Annotated in this window: 18 protein-coding genes; 8 read left to right on the forward strand and 10 right to left on the reverse strand. The window is 46.7% G+C overall.

All coding sequences use genetic code 11. The features are described from left to right. Nucleotides 1-87: 87 nt before the first annotated feature. The 3 genes from QUA36_RS10765 to QUA36_RS10775 all read left to right on the forward strand — a co-directional run bounded on the left by QUA36_RS10765 (nt 88) and on the right by QUA36_RS10775 (nt 2,437). Nucleotides 88-348 (forward strand): MoaD/ThiS family protein, encoded by a 261-nt coding sequence (locus QUA36_RS10765; protein WP_015179186.1) that lies wholly within the window; start codon nt 88-90, stop codon nt 346-348. A 379-nt stretch (nt 349-727) separates the two neighbouring features. Then, nucleotides 728-2,026, forward strand: coding sequence for a threonine synthase (gene thrC / locus QUA36_RS10770; RefSeq protein ID WP_333457326.1), 1,299 nt, complete (start codon nt 728-730; stop codon nt 2,024-2,026). Nucleotides 2,027-2,161: 135 nt separating this feature from the next. Further along, a complete protein-coding gene (locus tag QUA36_RS10775) occupies nt 2,162-2,437 on the forward strand; it encodes a MoaD/ThiS family protein (protein WP_006632924.1) in 276 nt (91 codons plus the stop codon). Between the two features lie 227 nt (nt 2,438-2,664). Here the strand turns inward: QUA36_RS10775 and QUA36_RS10780 are convergent, their stop codons facing one another. The 3 genes from QUA36_RS10780 to QUA36_RS10790 all read right to left on the reverse strand — a co-directional run bounded on the left by QUA36_RS10780 (nt 2,665) and on the right by QUA36_RS10790 (nt 6,990). Further along, nucleotides 2,665-4,545: a ribonuclease J gene (locus QUA36_RS10780; protein WP_333457328.1), complete on the reverse strand. Its 1,881-nt coding sequence runs from the start codon at nt 4,543-4,545 to the stop codon at nt 2,665-2,667. A 400-nt stretch (nt 4,546-4,945) separates the two neighbouring features. Beyond that, nucleotides 4,946-5,839, reverse strand: a complete 894-nt coding sequence (dapA, locus tag QUA36_RS10785) for a 4-hydroxy-tetrahydrodipicolinate synthase (RefSeq protein WP_333054761.1) — start codon at nt 5,837-5,839, stop codon at nt 4,946-4,948. Nucleotides 5,840-5,946: 107 nt separating this feature from the next. Then, nucleotides 5,947-6,990, reverse strand: a complete 1,044-nt coding sequence (locus QUA36_RS10790; RefSeq protein ID WP_333163214.1) for an aspartate-semialdehyde dehydrogenase — start codon at nt 6,988-6,990, stop codon at nt 5,947-5,949. Between the two features lie 564 nt (nt 6,991-7,554). Between QUA36_RS10790 and tig the strand changes: the two genes are divergently transcribed. The 3 genes from tig to clpX all read left to right on the forward strand — a co-directional run bounded on the left by tig (nt 7,555) and on the right by clpX (nt 11,527). Then, on the forward strand, nt 7,555-8,973 hold the full coding sequence (tig, locus tag QUA36_RS10795; protein WP_333457329.1) for a trigger factor: 1,419 nt from the start codon (nt 7,555-7,557) through the stop codon (nt 8,971-8,973). A 511-nt stretch (nt 8,974-9,484) separates the two neighbouring features. Beyond that, nucleotides 9,485-10,174, forward strand: coding sequence for an ATP-dependent Clp endopeptidase proteolytic subunit ClpP (gene clpP, locus QUA36_RS10800; RefSeq protein WP_333075055.1), 690 nt, complete (start codon nt 9,485-9,487; stop codon nt 10,172-10,174). Between the two features lie 9 nt (nt 10,175-10,183). After that, nucleotides 10,184-11,527: an ATP-dependent protease ATP-binding subunit ClpX gene (gene clpX, locus QUA36_RS10805; RefSeq protein ID WP_172188019.1), complete on the forward strand. Its 1,344-nt coding sequence runs from the start codon at nt 10,184-10,186 to the stop codon at nt 11,525-11,527. A gap of 138 nt (nt 11,528-11,665) precedes the next feature. On the opposite strand, the gene QUA36_RS10810 is transcribed toward clpX, so the two are convergent. Next, nucleotides 11,666-13,747, reverse strand: a complete 2,082-nt coding sequence (locus QUA36_RS10810; RefSeq protein ID WP_333457331.1) for a DNA polymerase III subunit gamma/tau — start codon at nt 13,745-13,747, stop codon at nt 11,666-11,668. Between the two features lie 539 nt (nt 13,748-14,286). On the opposite strand from QUA36_RS10810, the gene QUA36_RS10815 reads away from it, so the two are divergent. Next, the gene (locus QUA36_RS10815) at nt 14,287-15,198 is read left to right on the forward strand and encodes a hypothetical protein (protein ID WP_333163223.1); all 912 of its coding nucleotides are present in this window, start codon (nt 14,287-14,289) and stop codon (nt 15,196-15,198) included. Nucleotides 15,199-15,215: 17 nt separating this feature from the next. On the opposite strand, the gene QUA36_RS10820 is transcribed toward QUA36_RS10815, so the two are convergent. The 5 genes from QUA36_RS10820 to QUA36_RS10840 form a co-directional block, all read right to left on the reverse strand. Next, nucleotides 15,216-15,938 carry a DevA family ABC transporter ATP-binding protein gene (locus QUA36_RS10820; RefSeq protein WP_333163225.1) on the reverse strand — a complete coding sequence of 241 codons (723 nt, stop codon included), beginning with the start codon at nt 15,936-15,938 and terminating at the stop codon, nt 15,216-15,218. An 89-nt stretch (nt 15,939-16,027) separates the two neighbouring features. Then, a complete protein-coding gene (locus QUA36_RS10825; RefSeq protein ID WP_333457333.1) occupies nt 16,028-16,432 on the reverse strand; it encodes a four helix bundle protein in 405 nt (134 codons plus the stop codon). 79 nt (nt 16,433-16,511) lie between these two features. Beyond that, nucleotides 16,512-17,672, reverse strand: coding sequence for an ABC transporter permease DevC (gene devC / locus QUA36_RS10830; protein ID WP_333457335.1), 1,161 nt, complete (start codon nt 17,670-17,672; stop codon nt 16,512-16,514). 172 nt (nt 17,673-17,844) lie between these two features. Further along, nucleotides 17,845-19,488 (reverse strand): HlyD family efflux transporter periplasmic adaptor subunit, encoded by a 1,644-nt coding sequence (locus tag QUA36_RS10835; protein WP_333457336.1) that lies wholly within the window; start codon nt 19,486-19,488, stop codon nt 17,845-17,847. A gap of 71 nt (nt 19,489-19,559) precedes the next feature. Further along, on the reverse strand, nt 19,560-20,297 hold the full coding sequence (locus QUA36_RS10840) for a phycocyanobilin:ferredoxin oxidoreductase (protein ID WP_333163233.1): 738 nt from the start codon (nt 20,295-20,297) through the stop codon (nt 19,560-19,562). A 129-nt stretch (nt 20,298-20,426) separates the two neighbouring features. Between QUA36_RS10840 and tatA the strand changes: the two genes are divergently transcribed. Beyond that, nucleotides 20,427-20,618 carry a twin-arginine translocase TatA/TatE family subunit gene (gene tatA, locus QUA36_RS10845; protein ID WP_333163235.1) on the forward strand — a complete coding sequence of 64 codons (192 nt, stop codon included), beginning with the start codon at nt 20,427-20,429 and terminating at the stop codon, nt 20,616-20,618. 61 nt (nt 20,619-20,679) lie between these two features. Here tatA and panB read toward each other — a convergent pair whose 3' ends face one another. Next, a complete protein-coding gene (gene panB, locus QUA36_RS10850; protein ID WP_333457338.1) occupies nt 20,680-21,456 on the reverse strand; it encodes a 3-methyl-2-oxobutanoate hydroxymethyltransferase in 777 nt (258 codons plus the stop codon). Between the last annotated feature and the right edge of the window lie 175 nt (nt 21,457-21,631).

Raw genomic sequence — 21,631 nt, forward strand, 5'->3', positions numbered from 1 at the left:
TCAATTCTAAGCCTCTGCGCGCCTAATTACTAATTAATTGTATGGTGTAGTTGATAATTGCCAAACCGTCGATCGCACTCAACAGCCGTGTCTAACTCTTCAATTACCATCACCGTTAAACTGTTCGCCGCCTTCGGTGAAGCCTACGGTGTTTCGGAACTTACATTAGAACTTCCTCCCGAAACCCCAGTGTCTCAAGTGCTCGAAAGCTCGATCGCCCAATATCCTCAATTAGAACAATGGCGCGATCGCACCCGCTTCGGCCTCAACCTGGAATTCGTCTCCCCCGACACCATCCTCCAAGACGGCGACGAAGTTGTACTCATCCCTCCCGTCAGCGGCGGGTAGGCTAAGTTGGTTAATCAAAAATTCGAGGTTTTGTAGTTGTGTTTGATCGCACGACTGCCCAATTGTTAGCCCAAAAAAGATTTATTAAGTTTTGTAACAATTCCGTCGGTAAATCATCCTTGAGCTCGATCGGGCTCGCGTGTGGGCCTGACAATCTGGATTAAGATCCCGATCCTGAAAACAAGTCAAATCCTTGTGGAGAGTAGGGTTTGGGCGTTCCACCCGCCCAAATATCCAAGTTAAATACACCACTGTTTAACTTAAAAGTAACTGGAAAATCAATCCCGACTAAAAAAATCGGGTATGGTTGACGGGCTAAATTGACCGTGCTAATCTTGCACAAGAATAAGAAAACATCGCAAAACTAGAGAGTTGAGCTATGACCCAGGCGACCAGAACCCAATCCACAGCAGCAACCTTCACAGCCCTTAAGTGTAAAGAATGTGGCGAAGAGTACGAACTCCAAGCCAAGCACGTCTGCGATTGCTGTTTTGGCCCGCTTGAAGTCAAGTACGACTACGACGCCATCCGCCGCAGCGTCACTCGCCAAACCATCGCAGCCGGCCCCAACTCGATCTGGCGCTACCGCGCATTTTTACCAGTCGCTACAGATAACGTCATCGATGTCGGCACTGGGATGACTCCTCTATTAAAATCCCACCGCTTGGCGCGCCGCCTCGGTCTAAAAAATCTTTATATTAAAAACGATGCCGTCAATATGCCCACTCTCAGCTTTAAAGACAGAGTGGTGTCAGTCGCCCTCAGCAGAGCGAGAGAATTGGGTTTCACAACGGTATCCTGTGCCAGCACCGGCAATTTAGCTAACTCTACGGCTGCGATCGCCGCCCACGCCGGACTCGACTGCGTAGTCTTCATTCCCTCCGACTTAGAAGCAGGCAAAGTCCTCGGCACTCTGATTTACAATCCAACTGTCATGGCAGTTCACGGCAACTACGACCAAGTTAACCGTCTCTGTTGCGAAGTCGCCAATACACATGGCTGGGGATTTGTCAATATCAACTTGCGTCCCTATTATTCCGAAGGCTCAAAAACCCTCGGCTACGAAGTTGCCGAACAGCTAGGCTGGGAATTGCCCGATCACATCGTCGCTCCCCTCGCCTCCGGCTCTTTGTTCACAAAAATTTATAAAGGATTTCAAGAATTCACCGAAGTCGGTTTAGTTGATGAAAAGAAAGTTCGGTTCAGCGGCGCCCAAGCTGACGGCTGTTCCCCCATCGCCCAAGCATTCCGCGAAGGCCGTGATTTCGTCAAACCGGTGAAACCGAATACAATTGCTAAGTCGATCGCGATCGGCAATCCAGCAGACGGTATGTACGCCTTGGAAATCGCCCGCAAAACAGGGGGCAACATTGAATCCGTCAGCGACACCGAAATCATCGAAGGCATGAAACTGCTAGCAGAAACTGAAGGCATATTTACAGAAACTGCAGGTGGCACGACAATCGCAGTCTTGAAGAAACTCGTAGAAGCAGGTAAAATCAATCCCGATGAAACCACCGTCGCTTACATCACTGGCAACGGTTTGAAAACGCAGGAAGCAGTTCAAGGCTACATCGGCGAACCCATCACCCTCGAACCGAAACTAGAAGCGTTCGAGCGCGCCCTCGAACGCGCCCGCACGCTCGAACGCTTAGAATGGCAACAAGTTTCGGTTTAACAGCTATTAGTCAGTAGTCGGTAGTCATTAGTCATTGGTTATTAAGCTGTTGACTGATGATTACTGACTGATAACTAATGACTAATGACTGAGGACTAATAACTAATAAATGACTACTGACTAAGGACTAAAAAAATGACCGTCAAAGTTTTAATTCCCACTCCCCTGCAAAAATTTACCAACAATCAAGCCACCATCGAATGCGCCGGCGATAACATTTCCGAACTAATTGAATCGCTGGAAACAAATTGTCCCGGCATCAAAAAAAGCCTGTGCGATGAAAAGGGAGAACCCCGCAGATTTCTCAACTTCTACGTCAACAGCGAAGACATCCGCTTTTTGGATGGCTCAAAAACAGCCCTCCAAGATGGCGATGAAGTTAGCATTGTTCCAGCAGTTGCTGGTGGCTGATTTTGCAACCGCAGATGGTGGCAGATAAACACAGATGAACGCAGATAGAATTAATTACTATCTGCGTTCATTTGCGTTTATCGGCGGTTAAAAACTCTTCCCTCACTTAGTGAGGAAATCTATTTATGAAATCAAATCTAGGGTTGTAGTTGCGCTTGGATGCCCAAGCGCAACTACAAAACCTAAAACTCCTTTCTTGGTTCGCAGTGCGTCCGAAAATTATCGCCCTAAGAAGCTGCCCTTGCAGCAGTCCGGGGACGGCGCCGGCCCGTCACCTGATTGGCAGGAGATGGCAACGATGGCGAGGGCGATGATGGCGAGGGCGATGATGGCGATGATAATAGCTTAGGTGCTTCCAGGGAACCTGGAGATACTGCTGCTTTTTCCGATCGCACTGCTTCTTCAGGAATTTGCATCAGGAATACCAACAGCGGATTGCTTTGAAGTTCCCGGCGCATCACTCGCTGAATTGCCTTTTCTATTTGCGTTTGAACTCCTACCCAGTCAACATCAACTTGTGAGTCAGCAGTGGCGGGTTTGACAAATTCTGACCAACGATCGCTCAAAACTGTTTCTATAGTTTGAGTGATTAATTTTATCACCTCCGCGCGCTCGGCTGATGTCACTACACCTTTCAAGTGAACTTCTGGTTTGGCAACTAATTTGCCTTCCCAATTCAAAGCCGCCGCTACAGTTACAACCCCATCTCCGGCTAACTGCTGACGTTCCTTGAGGACGCTAGCTTTGACCACGCCCGATCGAGAAGCATCTACCAATTCAATTCCTGAAGGCACTTGGCCAGCAACTCGCATCGAATTTTCAGTTAATTCTACGACATCGCCGTTATCAATAACCACCATATTGCTAGCGGGAATGCCCATGCTTTGAGCCGTTTTGGAGTGCTGGATCAGCATCCGGTGTTCTCCGTGAACCGGCAAGAAGAACTTGGGACGAGTCATGTTAATCATTAACTTTTGGTCTTCTTGACAACCGTGACCGGAAACGTGAATGCCTTTGTCGCGGCCGTAAACCACGTGTGCTCCCAGCATCATCAGTTTATCGATCGTGTTTACCACTGCGATCGTATTTCCCGGAATCGGATTAGCTGAGAAAATGACTGTATCGCCCTTTCTGATTTTCAGTTCGTGATGTTCGCCGTTAGCAATGCGAGTCATCGCCGCCATCGGTTCGCCTTGGGAACCTGTAGTTAAAATCAGAACCTTGTCTTCAGCCAAATTGCGGATTTCTTTCAGCGGTTTGAAAATACTATCTTCACATTTGATGTAGCCGAGATTGCGGCAGTGAGCGATGACGTTAAGCATCGACCGCCCAACCACTCCGACATACCGATTGTTTTTCTTAGCCAAGTCCAAAACAATTTGCAATCGGTGTACCGACGAAGCAAAAGTCGTCAGCATTATCCGTCCCGGTGCTTGAGCGATTATTCTGTCTAAATTCGGCGCCACAGAACTTTCCGAAGCGGTAAAACCGGGAACTTCCGAGTTAGTAGAATCGCTGATCAAGCACAGCACGCCTTTCTCGCCGTACTCCGCCAGCTTTTGCAAATCAAAATGCTCGCCGTCTACAGGAGTGTGGTCAATTTTAAAGTCTCCGGTGTGGATCACAATTCCCACGGGAGTGTGAATGGCGACAGTAAAACTGTCGGCCATCGAGTGAGTGTTGCGGATGTATTCGACTAAGAAATTCTTGCCAATTCTGACAGTATCCCTGGGTCGAACCGTTCTCAATTCAGTGCGGTGAGACACTCCCGCTTCTTCGAGTTTTCCGGCTAGCAAAGCCATCGCCAAACGGGGGCCGTAGATGACCGGAATTTCAAATTGTTTGAGGTGGTAAGGAATACCGCCTATGTGGTCTTCGTGACCGTGAGTCACGATCATACCTTTAATTTTGTGGCTGTTTTCCCGCAGGTAAGTCATGTCTGGGAGGACAATATTTACCCCGTGCATTCCATCTGTCGGGAACGCTAAACCGGCATCTAAAAGAATGATTTCGTCGCCGTACTCGAACACACAAGTGTTTTTACCGATTTCGTGCAGTCCGCCGAGGGGAATAACTTTTAGAGCAGATGCAGTTGTATTTTTGATCATGCGTATCCTTTGTTAGTTATTTTTGTTATTGGTCTGTTAACTGTTGACTGTTGACTGTTGACTGTTGACTGTTGTCTGTCGTCTGTCGCCTACTGTCTAGACCTCTCCAATAATCCCTGTGGAACAGGCATCCTGCCTGTTCAAGACAAGCTTTTTGGGAGGTTTTTATCTGTTGTTCGTTGATGGGGGCGATTTTTTCCAAGATATTTGTGGAAAACTCCCCTACGGGGTTTTACTATCCCCTACAGTCAGTTGTCTTTTGCCTTCAGTCTTTAATCCTCAGTCTTTATTTTTTGACTGTTAGCTAATTACTAACAGTTAATTACTAATGACTGATGACTCAGAACTAATGACTGATAACAACCAATATTCAGTTGTCTGAAAACTCGTTCTCGCTCGTCTAGCTAGCTGATACTGCTGCTAGCTGACTCAGTACGTCCTTTAACTTTTGAGTTACCTCAACGGGCGGATCGCACAGGGGCGGACGGGTGGAGCCTACATCCCAGCCTTGAAGTTTGAGAGCTGTCTTGACGGGAATGGGATTTGTGGTGAGAAAAAGAGCTTTAAACAGGTCAAAAAGTTGCAAGTGAATCTGGGTAGCGACTTGAACTTGACCGGCCTCGAAAGCTTTGATCATCTGTTGCAGTTGCTCTCCTACCAGATGGCTGGCTACGCTAACTACACCAGATCCTCCTACCGCCAACATTGGCAAAGTTAGGGAATCATCTCCAGAATAGATGGCAAATTCAGGGGATGTCAAGCACCGAATTTGACTTGCTTGATCCAAGTTGCCACTTGCTTCTTTTACGGCCACAATGTTGGGGATTTGGGCCAATCGAGCCACCGTCTCCGGCAACATATTCTGACCAGTGCGACCGGGGATGTTATATAACATTATAGGCAATTCTGGAGCAGATTGCGCGATCGCCCGAAAATGATTATATAAACCTTCTTGCGGGGGTTTGTTGTAATAAGGAACCACCTGCAAACAGCCATCTAACCCGAGTTTAGCTGCTTTTTGGGTAGCTGCTACTGCTTCTGAAGTAGAATTCGATCCGGCTCCTGCGATTACCAACGCCTTACCGGCCACCGCCTTTTGTACCACCTGAAATAATTCGTACTCTTCATCCCAGGTCATAGTGGGAGACTCGCCAGTAGTTCCGCACACTACCAAGCTATCTGTACCGCGATCGGCTAAATGAACTGCCAATTGTTCTGCTACCGCATAGTTAACGCTGCCGTCTTCCTTAAACGGCGTAATCATTGCAGTCAGAACCCGTCCAAACTTTACCACACTTTCTCCGATTTTAGACTGTTGATTTTTGATTTTAAATTTTTGATTTCAGATGAAAGGTTTATCTAAAATCCCCAATTTCAATTTCCTAATTGCCAGGGTTCCCCTTAATTAGAAGCCGCCGCCACTTGGGTTCGCAACAAATTTTTTTGGACCAGCAACTCAGCTATCTGCACCGCATTTAAAGCCGCCCCTTTGCGGATTTGATCGCCAGACAGCCACATTTCCAACCCGCAGGGGTGAGAAATATCTTGGCGAATCCTGCCGACTAACACGTCATCCTTACCGCTGGCCTCGACAGGCATCGGGAAATAATTAGCTTGCCAGTCTTCTACCAGCTTAACCCCGCTTGCCTGCTTTAAGATTTCCCTGGCCTCGATCGCGCTAAAAGGCTCTGCAAACTCTAGATTAATCGCTTCCGAATGAGCCCGGAGTACGGGAACCCGCACACAAGTTGCCGTAATTTTAATCTCGTCCGTACCAAATATCTTCCGAGTTTCGTTTACCATTTTCATCTCTTCTTCACAATACCCCAAATCATTAATCGGGGTGTTGTGCGGAAACAAATTAAATGCTAATGGGTAGGGAAATATATCTGTTTGGGGCGTTTCCCCCTGCAAAATTGCTCTTGCTTGAGCTTTCATTTCCTCCATTGCCCTCGCCCCCGCGCCGCTGGCAGACTGGTAAGTCGCTACAACTATGCGCTGTATCGGCCTAACTTTGTGAAGTGGCCAAACGGCGACTGCCATCAAAATAGTCGTGCAGTTGGGATTAGCAATTATACCTCGGTGAGCTGCTGCTGCTTGGGGATTGACTTCGGGAACCACTAGCGGTACGGTCGCATCCATGCGGAAAGCGCTAGAATTGTCAATTACTACTGCTCCGGCTGCCACCGCTTGCGGAGCCCATAATTTAGAAGTAGAGCCACCGGCAGAAGCCAGTACCAGATCTACATTATCAAACGATCGCGCCGACACTGCTTCGACAGGCAGCATCTCGCCGCCAAAAGGCAAAGTTGTGCCTGCTGAACGTTCCGAAGCCAGCAGCTTCAAGTTAGAAATCGGAAAACTCCTGCTATGCAAGAGTTCTAGCAACTCGGCCCCGACTGCGCCGGTGGCTCCTAAAATGGCAACTCGATAGGATTGAGACAAATTAGTTTCCTCCAAAAATTAAAGTCTAAAAGATCGAAATCAAAAATTTAAATAACTGCAATTCTCAATATCAAACTTAATTAATGTTATGCGACATCAGGAGCATGAGAGGATGGCAATAGTGCAGTTAACCGAAACGGGCGATCGAACTTCCCGATTGATCCGGGCGATCGTACCCAACGCCAGTTTAGCATCTTTCTGCCGCTCGCCCACGCCCAATCCGCATCCGCTTTAGTTTTGCGATATATCTGCATTTTCGCAGGCGCATCCATTGACTTTGACTGACCGCAGAGGTCGGCAAGATTGACATCACAGGGCGATATGTGCTATGGTGCATCGGCAATTAGTGGACTTAACCTCCACATTCCTAGCAGCAAAAGCTAGTATCCTCAAACCAAAACTATTTGGCAAGAGCCAAAAAAGTAGCCGGCAATGACTTACAGTCTCATCCGGTAAAGGTGTTGTAGTTGTGCCGTTACGAGTCAAAGCGTACAAAATTAAAATGCAGGCAAAGTCAGATTTGTATGTATTTTATGACACTATTGTTAAATATCACAAAAGCCGATGAAAGTAACCCAGGAAAAACTTCCAGCTAGCCAAATTGGTCTGGAAATCGAAGTACCGTCAGAAAAGTCAAAACAAGCTTACGAGCAAGTAATTAAACAATTTGCTCGCGAGGTTAGTATTCCTGGGTTCCGCAAAGGCAAAGTTCCCCGTCAAGTTTTGCTACAGCGCCTAGGCCAGAGTCGTTTGAAGGCGACGGCTTTGGAAAATTTGATTAATGATTCCCTGCAAAAAGCCCTCGAACAAGAAAAAATTGCCGCAATTGGCAGTTTTGAACTTCGCACCGAGTTTGAAGAATTACTAGCTAAGTTCGATCCTGAACAGCCTCTGATTTTTTCGGCGAAGGTTGATGTACAACCCGAAGTGAAAATGGGTCAGTACACAGGTTTGCAGCTTCAAGCAGAAGAAGCTAAGTATGATGAGGCTCAGGTAGATGAGGTATTGGCAAAATATCGATTGGACAAAGCTACTTTAATCCCCGTAGAAGGCCGGCCGGCTCAGTTGGGAGACACGGCTTTGGTTGATTTCTCCGGTAGATTTGCAGAAGCAGCCGAAGGCGAAACTCCCGCAGAAATTCCTGGTGGCGAAGCAGAAGACTTCCAAGTAGAATTATCGGAAAATCAGTTTGTACCGGGCTTTATCCAAGGCATGATCGGGATGAATCCAGGAGAAACTAGAGAAGTTTCTGTGCAGTTCCCAGATGAGTATAGCAGTGAAGAATTAGCGGGAAAACCGGCAGTCTTTACGATTACCCTCAAAGAACTTAAGGAAAAAGAATTGCCGGAGCTGGACGACGACTTCGCCCAAGAAGTCAGCGAATTTGAAACTTTAGCAGAACTGCGCGAATCGCTCGAAACTCGGTTTAAAGCAGACAAAGAAAACCAGACATCCGCTAATAAGGAAAAAGCTATATCAGCAGCACTCACGCAGCTAATAGAAGTGGAAATTCCCGAAACAATGGTCGATCGCGAAATAGATTATTTGTTGAATCAACAAGCCGCCCAATTGAGAAATTACGGCATAGATATCAACCAACTGTTTACCGAAGAAAATATGGGCCCGATGCGGGAACGCTCGCGCCCGGAAGCAATTGATCGCCTCAAGCAGAATTTAGCTCTGGCAGAAGTAGCCAAGCTGGAATCCTTATCTGTTGAACCAGCAGAAGTAAAAGCAGAAGTAGAAAAAATCAGAAAGCAGTTTCCCAAAGGAGATTTTGACCCCCAAAGGTTGCAGGAATTTGTAGCAGAAGACTTGCTCAAACAAAAAACCCTGAAATGGTTGGAAGAAAAAGGAACAATCGAACTCCTACCTGAAGGCTCACTGACTCCGGCAGCAGAAGAATCTGATGCAGATGCAGATGATGCAGAAACTTCAGAAGCAGCCACAAGCGTCGAAGTTGAAGTTGTAGGCGAAGATTAGGGCCCAGAATGAAAGTAGGAGGGACACCGCACGCCCGCCCTTATTCGTGTCAACTTAACGTCAAACCCAGTCAGAACGGCTATTTGATTGTTAACGCCAGATCCCCCCTAGCCCCCCTTAAGAAGGGGGGACAAGAAGCCTCTTTAAGTCCCCCTTCTTAAGGGGGATTTAGGGGGATCTAGACTTAGCGTAAAACCGAGATTGATCAAGGGTTTTAGCCTGGTTGTTGATACTAATCGGGTCTTGGAGTGTCCCTACGGCGGGGATCGATCGGGGGTATCTGAAGTGCGATCGAATTTTACCTTTAATGTCGAGCTACTGTTGAATTTGGGTTAAATAGTCACAAGATTTTTGCTCGACTATACCCAATGCCCAATGCCCCATTCCCCATTCCCCATTCCCCATTCCCCCGATATCTGTTCAGAAGAGGCATAATAGTTAAAAGCTGGCGGCTTAATTCAAAGCTTTCATCAGCAGCAGCAAATTGTCTAGAATCCTTGACTGGTGTCTTATGGTTGTATCTCAATCTTCCAATTACCTAATTACAAGCTATAACGATTTTGATGTCAGTTCCAGCCCCAGCAATGTAGTGCCGATGGTACTAGAACAGTCGGGGATGGGCGAGCGGGCCTTTGACATTTACTCGCGCTTGCTGCGGGAGCGAATTGTGTTTTTAGGAACTCCCGTAACCGACGAAGTTGCTGACTCAATAGTGGCTCAGCTATTGTATCTAGATGCCGAAGACCCAGAAAAAGATGTCCAAATGTACATTAATTCCCCCGGCGGCTCGGTGACGGCCGGCATGGCAATTTATGACACAATGCAGCAAATCCGCCCGGATGTGGTGACGATTTGTTACGGTTTGGCAGCGAGTATGGGCGCATTTCTGCTGACAGCAGGAGCTCACGGTAAGCGGATGTCTCTTCCGAGTTCCCGAATTATGATTCACCAGCCGCTTGGAGGCGCTCAAGGTCAAGCAGTTGATATTGAGATTCAAGCCAAAGAAATCCTTTATCATAAGCGTAAGCTGAATCAACTGCTAGCGCACCACACAGGTCAACCGATCGACAAATTAGAGGCTGATACAGAGCGCGACTTTTTTATGTCAGCCGAGGAAGCCAAAAATTACGGTTTGGTCGATCGAGTTATCGCTAAAGAAAACCTTCCGGCGGCGGGAGAGAATGTCACTGCACTGAATTAAGAGGCTGTTATGTCTAAGTACGACTCCCATCTAAAATGTTCGTTTTGTGGCAAGTCTCAAGAGCAAGTACGCAAGTTGATCGCAGGGCCCGGGGTGTATATCTGCGACGAATGCGTTGACTTGTGCAATGAAATTTTAGATGAGGAGTTGTTTGATTCGAGTGCAGTACCCGCAGCGGCGGTGGCACCGAAGCAGGAAACAACGCAAAAGCGCCGCGCTACTTCGGGCAAAAGTATGTCGCTGAGCCAAATTCCCAAGCCGAGGGAAATTAAAAATTATCTCGACGAAAATGCGATCGGGCAAGATGAGGCGAAAAAGGTGCTCTCGGTGGCAGTTTACAACCACTACAAGCGCCTGAGCTTTATCCATGCCAAAAATAGCGGCAAGCACCCGCCGGAAGAAGTAGAACTGCAAAAATCGAATATTTTGTTAATCGGGCCGACTGGTTGCGGAAAAACTCTGCTGGCTCAGACTTTGGCGGATATGCTAGACGTACCCTTTGCGGTGGCTGACGCGACGACGCTGACGGAAGCGGGCTATGTCGGGGAAGATGTGGAAAATATTTTGCTGCGGCTGCTGCAAGTAGCAGATATGGACGTGGAAGAGGCGCAGCGCGGCATTATTTATATTGATGAAATTGACAAAATAGCCCGCAAGAGCGAAAATCCTTCGATTACGCGGGATGTGTCGGGTGAAGGTGTGCAGCAGGCGCTGCTGAAAATGCTGGAGGGGACGATCGCCAATGTACCTCCCCAAGGCGGCCGCAAGCATCCCTACCAAGACTGCATCCAAATTGATACCAGCAATATCATGTTTATCTGCGGCGGTGCTTTTGTCGGTCTTGAGAAAGTGATAGAGCAGAGAACGGGTAAAAAGTCAATGGGTTTTATTCAGCCCGGAGAAGCTCAGCCGAAGGAAAAGCGGGCTGCTGATGTACTCAAGCAACTTGAACCGGATGATTTGGTGAAGTTTGGGATGATTCCTGAGTTTATTGGGCGGGTGCCGGTGGCTGCGGTGTTAGAGCCGCTGGATGAGGAAACACTGATGGCGATTTTGACGGAACCGCGCAATGCTTTGGTTAAGCAGTATCAAAAGCTGCTGAAGATGGATAATGTGCAGTTGGACTTTAAGCCGGATGCGATTCGGGCGATCGCCCAGGAAGCATACCGCCGCAAAACTGGAGCACGGGCGCTGCGGGGAATTGTCGAAGAATTGATGTTGGATGTGATGTACGAGTTGCCGTCGCGCAAGGATGTTGCCCGGTGTACGATTACTAAGGAAATGGTCGAGAAGCGATCGACCGCCGAGTTATTGGTACTTCCGTCTTCGCTGCCAAAACCAGAGTCAGCTTAAAAGTAGATATTCACAATCACTAGGTGACTCTAATTCAACCTAAAACTTTTAGGGTATTAAGAAACCTGGAAGGGCAGCCACTCTTAGCACCGCCCCTACTAAAAAAACCGGGTTTCTCGGTTTTTTTTAGTGATCTACTTACCAATCTATAAAATCATCCTCACCTAACTCAGAAGATAACTCGGAAAAATCCGGTTCAGATTCCAATCTAAAAGTTTCCGACTCCCAAATCTCCAAGTCATCCGACAAATTGACTACTTGCCCGTCAAACATATCAGCCAATTGCCTAGCCGTATTCGCGACATCTCGCGCATCATCACGCACCGCTATAGCCTGAGCGTTAAAGTCATTTTGAGAGTCTGTAGAACCGTTTGTGGGCGATCGTGATTCGGAAATTGCCGGGACATTAACGGCGGTATTTTCAGGCGCAGGCGGGTGTTTTTGTTCTTCTCCCCTATTCCCCAAAAAATCATCTGTAATCTCAGAATCCGCCGACTTCTGCACCTGTTGGCCGACATCATCCGCAGGATGAGAATTCCTGGGATTTTCGCCAACACGTCCGTTAGAAGTGGGCAAATTCTGGGCGCGGGAACTATTAGTTTCAGCGGGATTTGTCAATCCCACTTTTACTGTTACTCGACGGTTAAAAATTTGCAAAAAAGCTTCTGCAATATTAGCTACTTTGTCTTTAACCATATTGAGCAACGGCTGCGAACTAATCTTAACATAAGCAGTATCATTGCTAAAAATTACTAGCTGTCCATGTTGGCGAAGCAGCGATTGAGTTCCATGCGGCCGCACGCGGTCAAGTACCTTTTCCCACACTCGATTTAAATCGATTTCATCGGCTGAATTAGTCGGTGAATAATTTGTTTGATTCGTTTCAGCAGTTGGTACAGGTACGGGAATCGCAGCAGGAGGTGTGCTTTCTGTTCGATTAGCCACCGGCTGCGACTGAGGTGGAGGATTTTGCGAATTGGGAACTGAAGATTGTTCAATATTAGATGTCTGGCTGCCCCCCGATTGTAGGGGCGGTGCCTCCGTGCCCGCCCTGGGTTGGGGGGGGTGATTTTGTGGTGGTTGAGCAACATTTTTAGCTGGTTCTGCTGTTGGTTGTGGCTGAGTTCTAATTGCTGAGGGCAATAATCCCAACAGCGTTACTTCCAGCCACAAACGTGGCTGAGTAGTGTTTTTAATTTGCACTTCGTGGGTTTGCAAATGTTTCTGACCTGCCAAAATCAACTCCGCATCCCAACTGCGGGCAAAATCCCCCAGTTTTTCCCAAGTTTCTGATGTTAAAGCTACTAAATCTGACCGCTTTGGTGCAGCTTTGGCTATTAGCAAATCTCGGTAAAAGCTGGCGAGACTTTGCAGCACGATTAGCGGTTCCCGACCGCGATCCATGAGGTGACGAGTCATGTCTATTAGTGCTGTAGCGTTATCTGTATCAATAGCTTGTAGCAAATCCATTAAATCATTTTCGGGAACCGCGCCGACTAAATCCCAAACTTTTTCGACTGTTACTTGACCGGGAAATAAGCTCAGTTGGTCGAGCAAACTTTCGGCATCTCGCAGACCTCCTTGGGCAATTTGAGCAACCATTTGTACTGCGTCACTGGCAATATTGATATTTTCTAATTGGGCAATTTTGTGCAAGTGAGCAATCATTGCGTCGAGGGGTATGCGGCGAAAGTCGAACTTTTGGCACCGAGAAATAATAGTTGGTAATACTCTTTGTGGGTCGGTTGTGGCGAGGACGAATACAACGTGATCGGGTGGTTCTTCTAATGTTTTCAATAAGGCATTAAATGCCTGGGTACTGAGCATATGAACTTCGTCGATTACATATACTTTATAGCGGCACTGTACGGGGGAAAATTGAGCTCGTTCGATCAAATCCCGAATGTTATCTACTCCCGTGTTGCTGGCGGCGTCAATTTCGATGACATCTAGTGTCGAACCTCGGGCAATTTCTTGGCAAACGTTGCATTTGCCACAAGGGGTCGGGGTGGGGGCAGCCGTAGAAATACAGTTGAGAGATTTGGCGAAAATTCTGGCACTAGAGGTTTTACCGGTGCCTCTGGGGCCGGTGAATAGATATGCTGGTGCTATGCGCTCTTGTAGGATGGCGCTGGTGAGGGTTTGGGCGATCGCCTCTTGACCGACTAATTCGGCAAATGTCTGAGGGCGATATTTGTGGTGCAGGGGTTCGTAGGTCACGATCGAATATTGGTGGTATTAGCTGTAATCTTAGCTAAGGAGACGTTGTTCGATCGCACCACAGCTCGACTTTCACAGCAAGCCGCCCGGTGGGCTTGCAAGGCGTCCGCGAGCGCACAGTAGGAATATATCACTCTCCCAACGTCCGCCCCTCGATCGTCCGGGCGATCGGCTGTTCTGCTTGATGTTTTCCGCAGCTCGCTTCCATAGTTACTATTAATTTATGTGTATTTCTTTTTATTTTTCTCGAAGAGGAGCCCCCCGAACAAACATTTTTTTTAGCTGTATAGGTATAATATATTACAGACAATTCACCATTTCTATTGACCAGTACCAGCGCGCGATTTTCCGATATTTCGGAAACCTGCTTGCAGTTAAAGATAAAGTATTAATTAGAGGGTGCGTGCTCCAGTTGCAGAAATCCAGTTGTACCAAGATGATGGTGGAATGATGTCAATGTTGGTTGATCCAGTTGCACTAACAGCTCTACTCTGGAGTCCTGTATAAATATAGCGTCAAATTTTACCCTTTAAAAGCCCATGTCAACCCAAATAATCCTTGTAGAACCAAGGTTGGCAGTAGCCTCTCCCAAACCTAAAAAGGCTAAACCCGGAGATCCGTCCTCAGACCAACTCTTAATAGGAGGGGCGGGATTACTGTTGTTATTGCTTATCGGTTTAGCGGTCTTTACCAAGTTAAAACTCGACGATTTGAGCAAAAAGCTCAAATTTGAGGAGTTTAGAAATCGAGAACTCCAGAAAAAATACAAAATGGCTCTGGAAACCATGTCAAAGATGGAAAAGAATCCCGACCTTATCCACTCGCGAGACTTTAATTTAGACTACCTGAGAATGCGAATGGCGGAAGAAGTCTTTCACTTTGCCATTGTGAACCAGATTAAGGTAAAAGTCAAAGAGAAAATTAGTATTGCCCTGCGTCCGACTCAGGGTGCAGTGGGAGATAAAAACGGGAATGCCGGCAGCGGTAGGCAAGTAGATTCGATGTTTGATATCGAATACGAAACTGGCGATCCGGCGGTAAAAATAGAAAAACGAGTGCTGTTTCGGATTCAAATTAAGCTGATGAAACTGCCGACTCAGGCAACATCGGCAACAATTAATCAAATTATTGACTGTTTGGAAACTTATCTGAGTCCGTCAGACGACCACGACAGTTGGCAGCCGACAATTCAAGGTCGCATCGTTCATATTGAGTGGGATCAAAAAGCCAAGCCGACGCCGATGTTGGTGCTAGAACAGTCGAATGAAGGGGTGAATGTTACCTTTAGGACTACGAGAACGCCTGCCGGCAGACCTACAAATGCCAATGATAGCCAATTAGTAGGAGCTAAGGGTCAAAAAAGTGGCAAAAGTAGTTCTAAAACGCCAGCCAAAGGTGCAACCAAAAGTCCTGCCAAGGTAGGAGGAAAGCGTCCCGGTTCTCGGAAATAAGTTGAGGTGGATTAATATTATTTTCCCGAAAGAACGCCTGTGGCAGCCGCTGTTGATGTATCTTGTGCGAGGTAGCCGTCTTCCATGTGAATAATGCGATCGGCTATATCTAAAATGCGGTTGTCGTGGGTGACAAGCAAAATAGTGCAGTGCTGTTCTTTGGCCAAACCTCGCATAATTTCTACCACATCTCGACCTGATTTACTGTCTAGGGCTGCTGTGGGTTCGTCTGCTAATACTAATTTCGGCTGGCTGACTAATGCGCGGGCGATCGCAACTCTTTGTTTCTGGCCGCCAGAAAGACTGTCGGGGTAATAATCTATTCTTTCTCCCAAGCCTACAGCTTGCAGCATTTCCTCTATTTTATCATTAGTTTCTTGGGGAGAAAGATGACTGTGCAGTTCTAAAGACATTTGCACATTTTGCCTAGCTGTCAAGCATTTGAGCAAATTGTGAGCTTGGAAAATATAGCCGATGTCGCGGCGGACTTTAACTAATTTATTTTTCCCCGTTCCCCGCAATTCTTGGTCGAGAATTTTAAGACTACCTTCTTGGATCGATCGCAAAGCTCCAATCAAGGTTAACAATGTTGTTTTCCCCGACCCCGAAGGCCCAGTCATCAGCACGATTTCGCCCGGATAAATGTCTAGGTTGATGTCAAATAATGTCTGTTTGCGAAGTTGTCCTTCGCCGAAGGAATGATTGAGATTTTTAATTGAGACAACGGGTAAAGTGTTCATAGGTAATTTGTAGTTGGCAATTGGGCATGGGGAATTGGGCATGGGGAATTGGGAATTAGGCTTTGGGCATTGGTAAGGAGGAGATTTTTTTATTTGCGATCGATATCAGATATTTCATCAATCATTTTCTCTTTCTTACCACCTATTGAGTGTAGATAAGCATTGAGCTTCGGCGACAATTCATCAATTATTGGTTGAAATCTTCTTACCTGTTCATCTACCAGCAACTGTCTGGCATATGCCAGTCTCAAAAAGGTGATTGTTTCATACAAAGAACCTCTGGCAATCTTAACAAAACGCCGATTATCTTGATAATTATACCTGCCCCGTCCTTCTGCAATATTAGCGCAAACACTATCGGCGGCGCGTACAAGTTGCTTGCCCATAGTATCTTTTGTAAAAAAGTCCCATTCTTTGACGATAAACCAAACCTCATTTGCTAGCTTTTCTGCCAACTTGTAAACATCCAAATCCTCAAAATCCGGTCTACTCATATCTACACCCCTCTATTACCAATCCCCAATCCCCAATTCCCCATTACCAATTACCAATTACCAATTACCAATTCCCCTTCTAAAAAATATCCGCCGGGTCAGCAGCCTGCAACTTCCTAACTGCGATCGCCCCCGACACAGAACACATGACAACTGTCATAATAAAAACAGTCATAGCTTTCGCCAAAGTCATATACATCGGCAAACTCGTAGCACTTCTCCCTAAATTGTACAGCACCAAAGAAACTCCAAACCCCGGCAAATAACCAAGAATTGCCAAAATCAAAGCCTCTTGAAACACCACACCCAAAAAGTAAATATCCTTATATCCCATCGCCTTTAGCGTAGCGTATTCGGGTAAATGATCGGTAACATCAGTATAAAGAATTTGATAAACAATCACTATCCCAACGATAAATCCCATTGCCGCGCCGAGAGTGAAAACAAATCCGATTGAGGTACTTTCCTGCCAATATTTTTTTTCAATATCTACAAACTCTTCTTTAGAAGAAATTCTCACATCATTCGGCAAAGTTGCCCTCATTTTATCAACAACAGCCTTAACATCTGTTCCCGGCTGCAAGTGAACAATACCTATATCGATTAAACCTCTTGTTCTCCGCGTCGAAAAAATCCGCATAAAGTTCAAATCGCTGGTGACAAGATTTCCGTCGGCACCGAAAGAGGCCCCTATAGTAAATAAACCATCTACCCTAACGCGGCGATTGTCAACTTCAGTTTCAACAACTGTTCCCTGTTTGAAATATTCTGCTACCGGCCCAAACTCTGGGCGGGAAGCTTGGTCAAATAAAACCACATCCGAAATTTTGATTTTGTCCAAATTATTTTGGATTTCAGGCATATCAAAGATGGGATGAGCGGGGTCAAAACCGATTACCATCAATTGGCGGGTATTACGCTGGTTGGGGTCGGGGTTTTTCCACAATCCAAAGCCTAAATATACGGGACTAATTGATTTAACGCCGTTAAAGCTCAAGGCTTGATACAAGCGACGCTGGGGAAAACTTTTCATGGCTATTAAAGCCGTAGACTGGGTGCTGGTGATAAAAATATCCCCTTTTAACTTAGAGTGAAAGGTGATGGAGCTTTCAAAGAGCGCGTCTCTAAATCCGAACTGCATAAACATTAGCAAGTCGGCAAATCCAATGCCTGCTAGTGCGACGGCTAAGCGCATTTTTTCGCGGGTTAACTGTGCCCAAGCTAGTGGTATTTTGGCCATAATCCTCCGATTTTAGATTTGAGTTTTTGGGTTTTGGATTGAATAATTTTAGGATTTAAGTACGGGTGTTGAGGAAGCGGTTTTTTTACCCTTATATTTGATTCAAACCCTTAATCTCGGTTAAAAACCCGGTTGCTTGAGTCCCCATGCGTAAGTTCTGTCAAGGTAAAATTTAGATGTCTATTTTTACTTCAACCTGCAAGTTTGTGAGGGCTGCAACTTTTTTGCTCGACTCGGGATTGAGGCGAATTCTTACTTCGATAACTCTCGCGTCGGTGTCGGCGGCGGGGTCCGTATTGAGGACATCTTTTTTGCCGATTTGTTTGCCGATGCGAGTGACAGTGCCTTCCAAAGTGCCTGCAAAAACCGGGCTGGTGACTGTTGCGCGCTGGCCGTTTCGCACTTTGGCGATGTCGGTTTCGTAAACTTCTGCTACGGCGTACATTTGGTCGGTTCCGCCTAGTTCTACGATGCCGTCTTGGGTGTTGACACGTTCTCCTTGTCGGCTGTGAACTTTGAGGATGTCGCCGGATACGGGTGCTTTGACGTAACTTAAGTTTAAGTCTACTTGAGCTTTTTGTTTGGTGGCGATCGCACTTTCTACGGCGGCTTGGGCGGCTTGCACATCTTCGGGACGGACTTCGGCAATTTGGTCTAGATTTGCTTTGGCTTGATTGATTTGTTCTTGGCCAGTTTCTGCTTTTTGTTTGAGTATTGCTTCGGCTTGATTGATTTGTTCTCTACCGGTTTCTATCTTTTGATTTAAGGTGGCTCTAGCTTGGTTAATTTCCTGCCTACCTGTTTCTAACTTGCGTCGGAGATTGGCTCTGGATTGATTGATTTCCTGCTGGCCTGTTTCTACTGTTTGTTTGACTGTAGCTTTAGTTTCGACTATTTCCTCTCGCAAAGTTTGCACTGTTTTTTCTAATACAGCTTGAGCTTCTTTGACTCTCTGGCGAGCCGTCTCTGCTGCTAAACGTTTGGTGTCGTATGCCGAAGCAGAAATTGCGCCTGTTTCTGAGAGTTCTTTATTGCGTTGTTCCTCGGCTTCGGCGTTGGTTGATTCGGCTTTTAGTCGATCGACTGTAGCGTTTTGAGAGGCAATTTCGCCACGCAATTGAGCTTCTAGCCTAGCCAATTTGGATTGCTGTATCTCTGTTTCTCTTTGGAGTTGTGCCTCAAATTTGGCAAGATTAGCTTGTTCGGCTTCGGTTTCTCTTTGCAGCGCGGCCTCGAATTTGGCGACGTTAGCTTGTTCGGCTTCGGTTTCTCTTCGCAGTTGAGCTTCTAAGCGGGCGACATTGGCTGCTTCGGCTTCGGTTTCCCTTTGCACTTGTGCTTCAAACTTGGCAACTTCTGCTTTTTGAGCGCCGACAACGCCTGTTTTTGCGCCTGCTTGAATTTTCGCTAATTCTGCTTGTTTGACTTTGACTTCTTTGTCGGCTTGTTGGAGGATTGCTTGGAGCCGATCGCGCGTATCGAGAACTGCTATGATTTGTCCTTGACTGACTCGATCGCCCTCTTCCACCTGCAACAGTTCAATTCTTGCTCCCTCCGACGCCGAAGGGGCCGACAATTTGATAACTTCCCCCTGCGGAGTCAACCTACCCAAAGCTGTGACGCTGGTGCGGGTGGAGGCGGGAGTTGCAGCCGCCGTTGCAGCCGCCGCCTTTAACTCTTCGGCTTTTCTAATTTGAGATACTTGCCAAAAACCGACTCCTGTGGTAATGAGAGTGGCCGCGATCGCTAAACCGATGACTCCTCGCCCTGGGGGTTTTAAAAATGATTTATCCTTGACCCGTGATTCCTTTCCCATTACTTATAAAGTAGGTGATTTCCTAATTAAGTTTTGCCCACCTACTATTAAGTAGTGTAAACAAATTTCAGCTATTTAGGGAAATCAAAAAGCACCTCGGTCATGTAATGTTCGGCCCAATCTTGACCGAAAGCTTTTTCGAGTACGCGGCGGGTTTTGTCGTTTTGCTGCTGCTGGCTACAGTAGTAAATATGAGCGTCGAGAATTTTCGATTCTTCGGCGGAAGAGACAGGTTCGGAGGCGACTGCCTGTTGGCAGTGAATTTCCACGTAGGATTCAACTATGTCGAGAAATCTGTTTTCTTCTTCCATCGACTCTGGCCGCACAAACAGACAAAATTCTGAGAAAATATCGCCCCATTCTGGAATTTGGCGGGGACAAGAAAATTGCTTGAGCGGCAAAATTTCCAGTTGAGTTCGGTAGTTTTCCGACAAAGTTCGATCGGGATTGAGGGGAGAAAGGTCTGCGATCGCGGCGCTAACTTGACCTTTGCCTGCTACTATATCCGTACCGAACATCGGCAAAGCATAATTCGGTCTGGGAAACATCACGCAGTGCAGTATGTCAAGTACCGGCCCAACTTTAGCGAGTTCGAGGTGTATTTTGCGGAACTGGGGCGTTTGATAGCAGCGGTTTTCAATGATCAGTTTTTCTTCTTCCAAGCGCCCTTCTACGTATCCCAACTCAGCGGGCAGGTGGTAGGGTTCCAGGTCTAGATAGCGGTGCCATACTGCTTCCATCCGGTCTGCTAAATTGCGGATGAGGTAGTGCTGTTGTTCGCGGAGGGAAGGCTGGGATATTTCTAACATTCCTAATTTATCGGGGGATAGCTTAATAAAACTTGATTCTACTGTTGCAGGATGCAGGAAAAAAGGTAGATACTTTAACAATATCAGTAGATTGACTTACGATCGAGCAAGTTTTACAGGAGATTTTGTATGTTTGGTCTGGGATTGCCCGAAATGGGCATTATTGCGGTGGTTGCCATACTAATTTTCGGCCCCAAGAAGATTCCTGAGTTAGGAAATGCTTTGGGCAAAACGCTGCGGAGTTTTAAGGAAGGGGTTGGTCAATCTGATGATGAAGCTGTTGAGAAGGATAAAGAGGAAGAGGGCCAGCCGAAAGTGTAAATTAGGTTTGTAGTGAGGATTTTAGTCCTGATTTTTAAGGGTTCAAGCCCTCACTACGAACCTATTCGGGAAATTTGCCTTCTCTAACTTCTAGGGAATAATCTTTTACAGCTTGGGTAATTGTTTCTCGCAAACTGGCGTAAGCTTTCGCAAAAGGCGGCTGTTTTTCGGAAAGTCCCAACAAATCGGAAGTAACTAAAACTTGACCGTCGCAGTGCGGCCCGGCGCCGATACCAATGGTGGGAATAGTTAATTTTTGGGTAATTTGAGCGGCTAAGTCTGCGGGAATGTGTTCTAAGACGATCGCAAAGGCACCTGCTTCTTGAAGCGCGATCGACTCTGCAATGATGCGATCGGCTGCTTCGACTGTTTTTCCTTGTTTTTTGTAGCCGAGTTGGTGTACGGACTGCGGAGTTAAACCGACGTGCCCCATCACCGGAATTCCGGCGGATGTTAGCTGCGAAACTGTGGCGGCCATTGCTGGATATCCACCTTCTAATTTTACAGCTTGAGCGCCTGTTTCTTTCAAAACTCTCCCGGCCGAGTGCATGGCTTGCTGGGGATTTTCTTGGTAAGTCAAAAACGGCAAATCGACCACAATTAATCCTTGTTTAACTCCACGGCGCACAGCTTTAGCGTGGTGCAGCATTTCATCGAGGGTTATGGGTAGGGTTGTGTCGTAGCCTAAGACTGTCATGGCGAGGGAATCGCCGACTAGGATGATATCTACGCCTGCTTGATCGATGAGTTGGGCGATCGCATAATCATAAGCTGTCAGAGCAACAATTGACCGCCCTTGTTGTTTCCACTGAATTAATTGATGAGTAGTGACTGACATTTTAGTGCAAAAATATAATATTATTTCTGGGTATTACTTATGATATCAAATCCGGTTGATTCGTCCTTGTATAATTTGCGCTGTACAATTTGCGCGATGTAGATACTGTCTTGATCTGTCAAGGGGTAGCGAGCAAATAAGTTGGATCGAAAGGCTTTTGGGACTTTAAAATACC

Source organism: Microcoleus sp. Pol10D4, assembly GCF_036701555.1.
Classification (GTDB): Bacteria; Cyanobacteriota; Cyanobacteriia; order Cyanobacteriales; family Microcoleaceae; genus Microcoleus.